The sequence below is a fragment of the Prevotella sp. P5-50 genome, from assembly GCF_002251295.1.
Taxonomy (GTDB): Bacteria; Bacteroidota; Bacteroidia; order Bacteroidales; family Bacteroidaceae; genus Prevotella.
The window spans coordinates 86351-99882 of record NZ_NPJA01000019.1 but is presented as its reverse complement, the minus strand read 5'-3'; the positions used below and the strand labels follow the sequence as shown (position 1 = coordinate 99882).

The following is a 13532-nucleotide window of genomic DNA, read 5'->3' as shown; positions in this document are numbered from 1 at the left end:
TAATTACTAACAAAATGATTTATTCTATGAACAAAAATCGAATCTTTACATCAGGTAAAATGTGTGCCATAGCCCTCGTAGGTGCTGGTGCGCTGATGCTTGCCTCATGTGCAGAAGACGGTTTCACAGAAGAGCAGTTCGTTAGCTCTGTTACCAACAGCAAGCTCAAAAACCCCGAACTGACCTTCGGTTCGCAGGTCAATTCCGACGGAAGTGAGAGCGTCATTGTGAAATGGGAAACCGTGGCTGGTGCCGGTGGCTACGAGTATGAGGCTTACAATGTGGACGACCCCACAAAGCCAGTAGAACTCGCTAAGGGTACTGTAGATGGAACATCGTTCACATTCCCCAAAGCAGAGGACACCAACTACGAGGTGAAGGTCCACACCATGGGCAACACCCGATTGAACAATACCGAGGCCGATGCTCCTGAGGCAGTGAAGTACAGCACACTGGTGCCTGCCATCACTATTCCTGCCGGTCAGGATATTGCTGAATTCGTAGCTGCCAATATGCAGGACAGCGAAAACGAACAGGCCTTCGAGTTGGAAGCAGGCGGTCAATACACCTGCAACACCGCAGTAGATTTCAAAACCAACAAGATGACTTTGCGCGGTAACAAACTCGACCATGCCACTGTGGTGATGGGCGAGAAAGCTGCCATCTTCACTTCAGCACAGCTTAAAGTGAAGTTTATTAAATTCGACTGTAGCGCCATCAATCGTAAGGGTGGTGTCATCGAGATGTCACCAGAGCCTCCTGCATCATGTTCAGCCGAAGCCCAGAAGGTGGGTGCCGGTAAGAACGGTGGCAAACCAGCCGATGTCTATATCCTGCAAGATCCTATCGTCATCCAGGATTGCGCCTTCAAAAACGTATGTGACGGACTCTTTTCAGTGGGCGAGTGCTCATGGGGTATCGCCGATGTGCGCGTGATGAATTGCGTGGTTCAGTTGAACAACGATGGTACGAAGAACTCCAACGGTGCCATCATCTGCGGATTCTCTAACGGCTTCAAGGCTCCAAGCGGTGGCTCATTCTGGTATGGTGGCATCAAGAGTATCACCATCAAGGAGAGCACCATCTACAACATTGTAAGCAACAGCAAGAACCGCATGTTCCGTTTCAATAACAAAGACTTGGATCGTGCATTCCCCACAGCCGACGGTAGCTGCACCATGATGGACAATACCTTCGTGCGCGTTTATGACAAGAAAGAGTTTGGTAACAACACTCCTAACCGCAAGGAGTATGTTATCACCTTCGATAACAATATCTTCTACGACTGTTTCCGTCTGCAAAAGTTCATTCAGGGCAACTGCACCAAGACCTTCCATCAGGAGCTGAACACCATTCAGGGCATTGCCAACTCAGTTGATGGCACCGACAAAGGCAAGTATGCAACAGAAGAAGAAATCGGTATCGATGTCGCTGAGACCAAGAAAGAACTCGACTTCACACAGCCCAACTACGGTATCAATTTCAAAGCCACAGGTGCTATCTCAAGTACTATTGGCGACCCACGTTGGAAGAACTAATCCATTAACGACCAAAAAATATAACTGAACACAGTATGAGAAAGTTTATTGCAAGAATATGTCTGGGTACGATGATGGCTTTTGCTGCCGCACCAGTCATGGCCCAGAACCAGACCGTTACGGGTAGCGTGGTCGATGAAAACGGCGAACCCGTCATCGGCGCATCCGTTATGGTGTCGGGCACCAAGACTGGTACGGTCACCGACGTCAACGGTACTTATAAAATCAATGTGCAGAAAGGACAAAAGGTTGTCATCTCTTATATCGGCTATCTGCCACAGACCGTATTGCCCGGAGGAAAGATCTCCCTGCAGGAAGACCGCCAAAGTCTTGACGAAGTGGTAGTAGTAGGTTATGGTGCACAGAAGAAAGCACACCTCACCGGATCAGTAGCCACAGTAGATATGAACGACGTGCAGGATATTGCTGCAGGCGGACTGGCTTCTACACTGAGCGGACTGGTTAATGGTATGTCGGTTAGTGGCGGTGATGCCCGTCCAGGCGAGCGCGCCACCATTAAGATACGTGATACCAACTCACTCGGTTCCGTGGGCGTCAGCGCACAGGAGCCTCTCTTCGTTATCGATGGTTATGTATATCCCAACGATATCAAGATTGGCAACAGCACCCAAAACCTCGGTGCTGAGGCATTCAATAACCTCGATCCCTCTGAAGTGGAGAGCATCTCTGTATTGAAAGACGCTTCTGCCGCCGTTTATGGTGCACGTGCTGCCAATGGTGTAATCCTCGTGACCACCAAAAAGGGTAAGATTGGCAAACCAACCATCAGCTATAGCGGAACCTTCGGTTTTACCGATGAGGTGGCTCGCCCCAAAATGCTGAGCACCTATAACTATGGTCGTCTCTACAATGCAGTGGCTGCCGCCGACCCCACCAACACTTCGCTCAACAAAACCACCGCACTCTTTCAGAAGGATGAGCTCGAGGCTATGAAGAATCTCAATTATGATTTGCTGGGCGACAACTGGGAGACAGGATTCACGCAGAAGCATTCTGCCAATATCAGCGGTGCCACGGAGCGTGTCAGTTACTTTGGAGGTATTTCTTACTTCACACAGGACGGTAACCTCGGACGCCTCGACTACAACCGCTGGAACTATCGCGCCGGCATCGACGTGAAGGTCAGCAAGTGGCTCGGTGCCAATCTGACCATCAGCGGCGACTATGGCAAAAAGAATACACCACTCGTGAAAGTGGGCGGTTCGGGCAATGAGAAAGACTATAACCTGCTGCTCACTCACCCAGGATATATTCCCGAATATATCAACGGCATGCCTATGGCTGCCTATGGAGTCAGCAACTCGGAGGTGAACCAAAACCAGAACTACAACTTCTCGGTGCTGCAGAACAATGGCGACTACAGCCGTTCGATGAGCAACAACATGAACATCAACGCTGGCATCACCTACGACTTCGGATGGAGCAACATCCTCAAAGGACTGAAACTGAAGTTCTCTTACTCGAAGAGTATCAACAACACGAAGAACAACCAGTATGGTTCTCACTTCACACTCTATAAGATGAACCAACGCTATGGTAGCGGTCAGCACCTCTATACACCAACATCTGGCGATGAAGAGGGCTTCGACTATCTCGCCAATAGCAACTTCGTGGCTCTCGAAAGGGCCAACGGCGATATGCTCTACCGCACCATGACACGCACCGACAACTATCAGATGAACTTCACCGCAACCTATGCGCGTGACTTCGGACAGCATCATGTCAACGCGCTCTTCGCCATTGAGAAGTCGGAGGCCGAGAGTGAATACCTCGAAGGTCAGCGTCAGACTCCTTATCCCTTCACCACAGGTCAGTATAACTCGGCTAGCGGCGAACGCACCACGGTGTTCACCCGCAGTGAGAGCGGTACGATGTCGTACATCGGACGTATCAACTACGCTTATGCTGATAAATACCTCTTCGAATTCTTGCTCCGCTCTGACGCTTCTACTAAATTTGCTCCAGAAAACTATTGGGGAACATTCCCTGCAGTATCAGCAGGTTGGGTAATCAGCGAAGAGAAATGGTTCCAGAAAGCTGCATCTTGGGTTGACTTCCTCAAACTGCGTGCCAGCTGGGGTATGACCGGTCGTGACAACACCGCTGCTTGGCAGTGGATGCAGGTCTATGCACAGGATGCCAACAAGGGTATCATCTTCGGTACGGGTGCGAACATCGATTCGGGTAGCCGTATCACCATCAATAAAAACAACTCGGCCGTCAACCGCGACGTGCATTGGGACAAGTCCTACAAGACCAACATCGGTGTTGACTTCCAGGTGCTCAACAAGCGACTCGCCGTTTCTGCTGAATACTACAATGAGAAGAACCGCGAAATGCTGATGAACATCAAGCAGAGCGTGCCTTCTACCGTTGGTACTCAGAGTGCCGCTGTCAACCTCGGCGAGATGAACAGCTGGGGATGGGAGCTCAGCGTCAACTGGCGTGACAAGATTGGCAAGGACTTCAAATATCGCATTGGTCTCAACACTGGCTATCGCGACAATGAGGTCCTCGTGATGGACTGGGTGACTGGCAACTCACTGTATCGCCAAATTACCAAAGGACATCGCACCGACATGGGACTCTGGGGTATGCAGTGCATTGGCATGTTCCGTTCATTCCAGGACATCAACGAATACTTCGACATGTATATGAAGAAGGAAGACGGCAGCTATGGCACCTATATGGGCATGACCAAAGAACAGGTTCGCCCAGGTATGCTGATCTATAAGGATGTGCGTGGCGCATTGCAAGAGAACGGCACTTATGCTGGTCCCGACCACAACGTGGACGAGGAGCTCGACCAGGTGCAACTCTCCAACCGCACCAACCCTTATGGATTCACCATCAATGCCGGCGCTGAATGGAAGGGCATCTCGCTCACCGCTCAGTTTGGCGCAAGCTGGGGTGGCTACACCGTAGTGCCTTCGGCTGCTCTGAAACCCAACGGTAGCCTGGAATACTGCAACATGCCGTCGTTCTGGAATCCCGACAACATGTTTGTATATCAGGATATCTATGATGGAAGCGGAAATCTGCTGATGGAAGCCAACCGCGACGCACAGTATCCTAACCTGGCTTATAGCAATGTGAATGCCGTGACCTCTTCGTTCTGGAGAGTGAGTGCTGCACGTGTGGCCCTCAACCGTCTGACCTTGGCTTATACCATTCCTTCAAGCCTCTACAAGAAATTTGGTATCAACAACATCCGTGTCAACGTGACGGGTCAGAACGTGCTCAACTTCTACAACCCCTATCCTGATAAGTTTATGAATCCTATGGCAGGCACTTACGGCAGCTATCCTAACCTCCGCAAGTGGACTGTTGGTGTCAACCTCTCGTTCTAATTCATTATTGGGATACATTATATATAATAGTATAAGAATATGAAAAAAACAATTAAATATTTCAGTTTCGGTCTGTTGACAGTGGCTGCTTTCTCGGCTTGTAGCGACTCGTTCCTTGAGGAAAAGAAGAACTACGACAATGTCAACAAGGACGTATATAACTATATCGAGGGTGCCAACGGCCGCCTCAATGACCTCTATGCTTGGTCGTTGCCACAGGTGAGCAACATCTCTTGGAAGTACCCCTCATGCGGCAATGCCGACGACGCTGCCAAATCTACAGAGGAATATAGCGGCTTCGGCGCATTCGTTGACCCGCAAAACGAACTATCGTCGACAACTACGGGTACCAGCGTACCCGACTATTTCAAGGGTTCGGACGGCAATATCCAGGAACTCTGCTATGGTCGTATTCGCAATATCAACGACTTTATCAAAAACATCAAAGAGTGCACACTCAGCGAGGATAATAAGAATATCATGCTCGGACAGGCTTACTTCCTCCGTGCCTGGTGCTACTACAACCTCGTGAAATGGTATGGTGGCGTGCCCCTCGTGACCGAACCACTCGATCCCGTGGAGACTTCGTTCACCAATCGTTCTTCGGCTGAGGCCAGCATCAACTTCATCCTTGAAGACTTGAAGCAGTCGGCTGAACTGCTTGAGGCTAAGACTACCAATGGCGGATGGGACTCAGACAACTGGGGACGCGTCACCACGGGTACGGCTCTAGCCCTGAAAGGCCGCGTGCTGCTGCTTTGGGCAAGTCCACTCTTCAACCGCGACAACGATGAAAGCCGTTGGACCAATGCCTACACCGAGATGAAGGCCGACCTCGCCAAGATCAATGCTTGTGGCTATGGCCTCTATCAAACCGCCAACAACGTGAATGGTAGCGACTTCGCCGCTCAGTTCACTCAGGTAGGACAAAACCCTGAGGCTGTCTTTGTGACACTCCACAACAACATCAAGGGCACAGGTGCCGACAACCAGAAGAATAACAACTGGGAGAACGGCATCCGTCCTAAGAATACTTGTGGCTCGGGCAAGAATGCTTCGGCTATGCTCGTAGATATGTTCCCCATGGCTGATGGTAAGATTCCTGAGGGCATGGAAACCTATACCAAACTGCCTACTTCCAAGTATACTTACGATGCTAACTATCCATTCATGGACCGCGACCCACGTTTCTATCGCACCTTCGCTATGCCTGGTTTCCGCTGGGCCTATAATGGCGATGCTTCGTCTGCCAATGCCAACAACCCATCGGATGGCAAGAACTATGTGCTTTGGAACTATGTGTGGTACACCACGCTCGACGACCAGGGCAATGCTGAAAGTGGCAACTCTTATGGTGCCGACAACTTGCTCGCTAGCCGTCAGGGCATCTACGTGCGCAAAAAGAGTGATGACCTCGATGTCAATCCTTCTGCTCTCTACACCTACAATCCTACACAGTCTGGCAATGGCGCGCCCTTCCATTCAGCAGCACAGCTCATCGAACTGCGCTATGCTGAGGTGCTGCTCAACCTCGCTGAGGTGGCTTGCGGTGCCGGTCAGTTGAACGATGCTGTGGGCTATGTCAATCAGGTGCGTCAGCGTGCTGGCGTTCCCGCCTATGATCTGCCAGGCGATCAGGCCACTTGCATGAGCGAAATCCTCTATGAGCGCCAGGTGGAGTTTGCCTATGAGGGTAAGCGCTTCGACGACATGCGTCGCTGGTTGCTCTTCGATGGTGGTGCAAACTTCGCCTCTATCGGTGCCAAGGTGCTGAAAGGATGGGGTGGCAATACCTGCACATGGCTCGGCTTCAAGCCTTTCAACGGTCAGCGTCGTGAGAACATGGAGTTCCGTACTGCTGATAAGTATGGCGTCGGCAAAACCACCTATGACTCGGATCCTCTGGTGAAGGCTGGCGTGACGCGTCCTGCTGGCGTTGACTTGCGCAACGACCTGACCGACCAGTTGGAGACGCTGAAGTCATGGTATGGCGACAACCTCGTGCGCAAACTGAAGAAGGGCGACGCCCGTGAGACCAATGGTGAGTCGACAAAGGTGGATCTCTATACCAACTTCCGTGCGAAGTACTACTTCCTTGGCTTCTCGTCGGCTATCTCAGAAAAGAATATCGGTTTGCCCCAAACCATTGGATGGGAAGACGCTAATAACGGTGGTGCGATGGGTACGTTTGACCCGCTGACTGCTGAATAATCTGAAACAAACATATCAAAAGGAATCCCTTGCATCATCGGTGCAAGGGATTCCTTTTTTTGAGGAGCGGGCTAAGTTTTCTAGAAAACCTATTCCCTATAGAAACCTCAGCCCATCAGCCCCCGCCCATCTCCTCAGAAAAAAATCCTGTGATAAATAGGTACATTTCTTTAAACCTTTCGTCATTATTATAGTCGAATACCACAGCCAACTACAATAAAATCTACATAAGAAACAATGAAACACTCTGTTTTGATGGCTGCAATGGCAGCCACTCTGCTGTTTCCTGCAACAGCCAAAGCCCAGTATCCACAGATCACACAGGAAGCAAAAAAACTGATTGACTCTTTGGAGAATAAGTGGCAAGCCCATAGCGACTCAGCTTGGGCAGTAGCATTCCCCATCGTGGTGAAAGAGGCACAGGAAGGAAAACCCTATGTGCCTTGGGCTTCGCGTCCATACGACCTTCGTCAGGCAAAAATCCCCGCTTTCCCCGGAGCTGAGGGAGGCGGTATGTACACCTTTGGTGGCCGTGGCGGAAAGGTATTGACTGTCACCAATCTCAATGACGATGGTCCCGGATCGTTCCGTTGGGCATGTGAACAGGGCGGTGCACGCATCGTTGTATTCAACGTATCGGGCATCATCCGTCTGAAATCCCCCATCTTTGTACGTGCGCCATATATCACTATTGCCGGACAGACTGCTCCTGGTGAAGGTGTCATTATTGCTGGCGAGTCGTTTCAGGTGGATACCCACGATGTTATCGTGCGCCACATGCGCTTCCGTAGAGGTGAAACTCTGGTATGGCATCGCGAGGATTCCTTCGGTGGAAACCCTGTGGGCAATATTATGATCGACCACTGTTCATGTGAATGGGGACTGGATGAGAATATTTCATTCTATCGCCACATGTTTGACATGAAGGATGGAAAACCCAAACGAAAGGTGCCTACAGTTAATGTTACCATTCAGAACACCATCTCTGCTAAAGCACTTGATACATGGAACCATGCTTTTGGTTCTACCATCGGTGGCGAAAATGCCACATTTATGCGCAACCTTTGGGCAGATAATACTGGACGTAACCCAAGTATAGGATGGGGCGGTGTGTTCAACTTCGTCAACAACGTGGTTTATAACTGGGTACACCGTACTGCTGATGGAGGTGAGTTTACTACCATGTCCAACTTCATCAACAACTATTATAAACCAGGTCCTCTCACTCCGAAAAACTCACCAGTGGGCCACCGCATTGTAAAATCGGAGAGCCGTAGCGTCAATCTCTTCCCCTTTAAGCAGTTTGGACGTGTGTATGCTACTGGCAATATCATGGAAGGATATGATGAAGTGACGCGCAACAACTGGAATGGTGGCATACAGACTGCCGACAAGGATGGTGATATTGATGCTACAGAACTCGCTCTGATGCGTAGCAACGAACCTTTCGAAATGCCATTTGTCAACATCATGGGTGCAGAGAAAGCCTTCGACTGGGTATTGTCAAATGCTGGAGCTACTATTCCCTCACGTGATATCGTCGATCAGCGTATCTGTGATGAGGTGCGTACCGGACAGGCATACTTCGTGGAGAAGTATGAGAAGAAAGTAAAAGACAATCCCTATGGCGACATGTGGGGACTACACGATAAGTCGAAAAACGAACAGGGATTCTTCAAACATCGTCGTCTTCAGCAGGACAGTTACAAACAAGGTGTCATTACTGATCCCCGTCAGATGGGTGGCTATCCTGAATATAAGGCTTGGACACCATGGGTAGATACCGATGGCGACGGTATGCCTGATGAGTGGGAAATTGCCAACGGATTGAATCCTAACGATCCTTCTGACGCTAACGGTGACTGCAATGGCGATGGATACACCAATATAGAAAAGTACATCAATGGCATCGATCCCAAGAGCAAAGTGGATTGGCGTAATCTCAATAACAACTACGATACACTTGCTGCCAAGGGTAAACTGATGTAATACAAGGTATTGACAATGATGAAAACCATGATAAAATGTGCAACTATCGTATGCTTTCTGTTCTTCTCTGCTATTTCGGCAATAGCTCAAGTGGCGCTGAAGAGCGAAGGCCGCGATGCGCAATATGTGGAGACTATCAAGGCACGATCGCAGAAAATAGTGAATGGTCTTAAGCTCGCCGATGCCCAACAGGCTGAGAATGTATGCCATATCATAGCTAACCGTTACTTCCTGCTCAACGATATCCACGAGACTTGTGCACAGCAAAAACGCTTTGCCAAAGACTCGGTGGCTGATTCCAAGCAGCGTCAGCATATTATAGAATGTGCAGAACGCAGTCGAGATGCAGAACTCTACAAGCATCATTTCGAGTTTACAGCAGCTCTTTCGCTCTATCTTAACGATAGTCAGGTAGAGGCGGTGAAAGATGGAATGACCTATGGCGTGGTGCCCAAAACATATCAGGCACACCTTGAAATGATACCATCACTCAAGGATGAAGAGAAAACACAGATTCTGGCATGGTTGAAAGAGGCACGCGAATTTGCCATGGATGCCGAAAATTCTAATAAGAAGCATGGTTGGTTTGGCAAATACAAAGGGCGCATTAACAATTGGCTCACAGCAAGAGGATATAATCTGAAAGCTGAACGTGAGGCATGGTACAAACGCATAGAACAACAAAAGAAAACAGAAAAATGATGAAAAAGGGATTCTTACAACTCCTTTTCCTACTTATGGTAATTCCATCGGCAGCCCAAGTGTTGCCGATGGATTACTCGTATTGTGGGTATGAACGTTCGGAACAGCCGATTCCTGATGCTGCCGTGAAGGTCTATGTGCAACCTACAGGTGGTGATGATGCTCCGTTGATTCAACAGGCCATTGACATGGTAAGTCGGCAGAAACCCGATGCTCGATTGGGTGTCCGTGGTGCGGTATTGTTGGGAGACGGTGTCTTTAACCTTGCCACTCCATTACGCATAGGAACCAGTGGCGTGGTGCTTCGTGGAAGTGGTCGCGACCGCACCATTCTGCGTAAGACAGGATACGACAGGGGAGCGCTACTCTATATCGAAGGACAGCCCCAGCGCATCTATGGAGATACTGTTGATGTGGAAAATACGCCTGCTGGCGCTCTATCCATAGGTGTTAAGTCATTACCCAAAACATGGACTACTGGCACCCGACTCCTTGTATGGCGGCCTTCTACTGCAGATTGGATTCGCTCACTCGGTTGCGAATCGTTTGGCGGAGGCCAGCGGATGGGGTATTGGGCATGGCATCCTGGGGATATTGATCTGCGTTGGAATCGCCGTATCATGTCGTATAAGGGCAATACACTGGCGCTCGACGCTCCCGTAACCCTCTCGATAGAACAACGGTGGGGCGGGGCTAAGGCTGTTGCTTATACCCAACCAGGGCTCCTTGAACGTTGCGGCGTAGAGAATCTTACACTTGAATCTGATTACGACCGCACCTTGCCGAAAGATGAAAACCACTGTTGGGATGGCGTATCAATTACTGATGCTGAGAATTGCTGGGTACGTATGGTCACCTTCCGACATTTTGCAGGTTCTTCGGTTGTCGTAGGTCGCAGCGCTTCTCAGGTCACTGTTGAAGACTGCAAGTCATTGACTCCTGTGTCAGAGATTGGTGGTTTACGTCGTCGCACCTATTTAGTATTGGGCGAAAAAACACTCTTTCAGCGTTGTTATTCCGAATATGGCATCAACGACTATGCTGCCGGACATACTGCTCCTGGTCCCAATGCCTTTGTACAGTGTGACAGTTGGCAATCGTATGGTCCCAGTGGCAGTATCTCTTCCATGGCGCCAGGTCTGTTGTTTGACCTTGTCAACATTGATGGCAACGATCTTTTGTTCCGTAATCTGGAGTTGGAGAAGTTTGGCGCAGGCTGGAATACCGCCAATAGCACGCTTTGGCAGTGTACGGCTGCAGGTTTGTTCTGCTATTCACCTGATACGCTGAATCGCAATTATTCAATTGGTTGTTGGGGACAGATAGTAGGCAATGGTGAGTATTCCAAGATGAACGAACATGTCAAACCCTATAGTGCGTATCGTGACCAATTATTGAAACGCCTAACTACCGATCGGGATGAGATAGATAAACGATGCCGTGTGTTGGAGCGAAATACTACTGCAAGCAGTTCGCCTACTATGGAAGTGGCGATGAAAATGTCGACAGAAGCCCTGTTGCCACGTACTACGATGGAGGCTTGGATTGATTCCGCACATTTTGAAGCAGACATTACACCGATTAAACCTTTGGTCTGTAAATCTCCGAAACCATCGGTACAGAATCCGTCCGTCTATGCCCTAACCAATGGTTGGATTACCAAAAATGGTGCTGTATTGGTTGGGCAGAAGCATCAAACGCCTTGGTGGTCTGGTCGCACGATAAGTAGTTTCCTGCCTAAAGCCAAAGCTGCACTCACTCGTTTCGTACCTGGCGAAGAAGGTACTGGTCTCACCGACCGTGTGGATAGTGTGGTAGAAACCATGAAAAAATCGCACACAGTAATATTCAGCCAAAACTATGGTCTATGGACTGACCGCCGACGCGATGACCATGAACGCATCCGTCGTAAGAATGGTGACGTATGGGCACCGTTCTTTGAACAGCCTTTTGCCCGTAGCGGACAAGGTACAGCATGGGATGGATTGTCGCTCTACGATTTGACCAAACCTAATCTGTGGTATTTCTATCGTCTTCGTCAGTTTGCTGAAAAATCGCAAGACATAGGTATCCTACTCAAAAACCAACACTATTTTCAGCACAATATCTTGGAGGCTGGTGCCCATTGGGTTGATTGTCCATGGCGTACTGCCAATAATGTGAACCATACACCATTCTTGGAACCAGTCAATTTTACAGGTGACAAGCGTATCTTCACCGCTCAACTTTTCTACGATACTACCAACGAAAGCCTCCGTCCGCTTCATCGGCAATATATCCGTCAGATGCTTGATGCTTTCAAAGGACAGCCTAATGTGGTACATTCCATTGGTGAGGAATTTACCGGTCCCCTGCAATTTGTGCGCTTCTGGCTCGATGTGGTTGCTGAATGGGAAACGGAAAATGGTCGCACTTTGGTGGCACTGGCTGTCACAAAGGATGTGCAGGATAGTATTCTGAACGATCCTATACGCTCAAAAATTGTCGATATCATCGACATCGAACAATGGTACAACCATCAAAAAGGACAATATGCACCGCCGGGTGGTATGAATATGGCACCACGCCAGTATATGCGTAAAATCCGTGGTGGTAGTGTGCGTTTTGATGACGTGTATCGTGCCGTAGCGGAATATCGCACCAGCTATCCTGATAAAGCAGTCATCTATTCCGCCCAAAAGTATCCTGAAATGGGCTGGGCAGCTTTGATGGCAGGTGGTTCATGTGCTAATGTTCCGGTGAATGATAAGATGTTTTTGCGTGACATAACCTCGATGAAACCGCAGAAAATTGACGACAACTACCTGTTGCAAGGTGATTGTGGCTATGTGGTATATAAGACAACCAGTACACCATTGAGTCTGCCGCTTGCCAGTTCTTCTACCTATAAATATATGCAGATAGATGCGAAAACTGGCGATATCACCGAGAAAGGAATGGTGCGACGGCAAATAGAGTTTACCGAGCGAGGTATATACTGGATTCGTAAAAAATGACTTAAATAATGGGAAAAATCGGTATTTCACGATTTTTCCCATTTTCTTATTTGTTTTTTCGGTTGATATAAATCAATTCTTCTTAACTTTGTCATCAGAAAACAAACAAACTACTACACACATATACTACCTAACAACGATGACTACAGAAACGCAAAGAGCGCGTACTCAGACGCTCCTCACCGAATTCAGCAAGGGCAGCGATGCAGCCTTTGCCGAGTTGTACGAAATGTATGTACAACCTTTATATACTTATGGATTGCGCATGACACATAATGAAGAGTTGCTGAAAGATTGCATTCAGGAAGTTTTCCTTAAGGTATATAGTAAACGAAGCGAGCAGACAGATATTAAGAATTTTGCCTCTTATCTGGTCATCTCTATGAAGAACCGTCTCCTTGACGCCTTTCGTCATCAGTCATTTTGCAGCGACAATGAAGTAGAGTGTTATGCAGGACGAGCAGCTGACTGCGATGTGGAACAAGGATACTTATTGATCGAAGACGAACAGATGCAATTTCAACAAGTGGCAGCATTGATGCAATGTCTCACACCGCGACAGCGTGAAGCCATCACCCTTTACTATTTGGAAGGTCGTAAATATCCTGAGGTGTGTGAGCGTATGCAGATGAACTACCATTCAGTACGTAACTTGATGCACCGTGGTATGTTGAAATTGCGCGAATCAGCAGGTGTCTTACAGACTATTCAGTGATGACAACAGA

At 48.8% G+C, this 13532-nt stretch carries 7 protein-coding genes; all 7 read left to right on the top strand.

Features of this window, described 5'->3' with window-relative positions; translation table 11 throughout:
- The first annotated feature begins 26 nt into the window (after positions 1-26).
- The 7 genes from CIK88_RS04155 to CIK88_RS04125 all read left to right on the top strand — a co-directional run bounded on the left by CIK88_RS04155 (position 27) and on the right by CIK88_RS04125 (position 13522).
- Positions 27-1538 (top strand): DUF4992 family lipoprotein, encoded by a 1512-nt coding sequence (locus CIK88_RS04155; protein ID WP_158214637.1) that lies wholly within the window; start codon positions 27-29, stop codon positions 1536-1538.
- 35 nt (positions 1539-1573) lie between these two features.
- Positions 1574-4909: a TonB-dependent receptor gene (locus CIK88_RS04150; protein ID WP_254046846.1), complete on the top strand. Its 3336-nt coding sequence runs from the start codon at positions 1574-1576 to the stop codon at positions 4907-4909.
- A gap of 39 nt (positions 4910-4948) precedes the next feature.
- A complete protein-coding gene (locus CIK88_RS04145) occupies positions 4949-7120 on the top strand; it encodes a RagB/SusD family nutrient uptake outer membrane protein (RefSeq protein WP_094391471.1) in 2172 nt (723 codons plus the stop codon).
- A gap of 237 nt (positions 7121-7357) precedes the next feature.
- A complete protein-coding gene (locus CIK88_RS04140) occupies positions 7358-9109 on the top strand; it encodes a polysaccharide lyase (protein WP_094391470.1) in 1752 nt (583 codons plus the stop codon).
- Positions 9110-9136: 27 nt separating this feature from the next.
- Complete coding sequence (locus CIK88_RS04135; RefSeq protein WP_094391564.1) at positions 9137-9811, top strand: DUF3826 domain-containing protein; 675 nt, start codon at positions 9137-9139, stop codon at positions 9809-9811.
- A complete protein-coding gene (locus CIK88_RS04130) occupies positions 9808-12807 on the top strand; it encodes a DUF6298 domain-containing protein (protein ID WP_254046845.1) in 3000 nt (999 codons plus the stop codon). The genes CIK88_RS04135 and CIK88_RS04130 overlap by 4 nt, the downstream gene beginning before the upstream one ends.
- A gap of 139 nt (positions 12808-12946) precedes the next feature.
- On the top strand, positions 12947-13522 hold the full coding sequence (locus CIK88_RS04125) for an RNA polymerase sigma factor (protein WP_094434718.1): 576 nt from the start codon (positions 12947-12949) through the stop codon (positions 13520-13522).
- Positions 13523-13532: the final 10 nt, after the last annotated feature.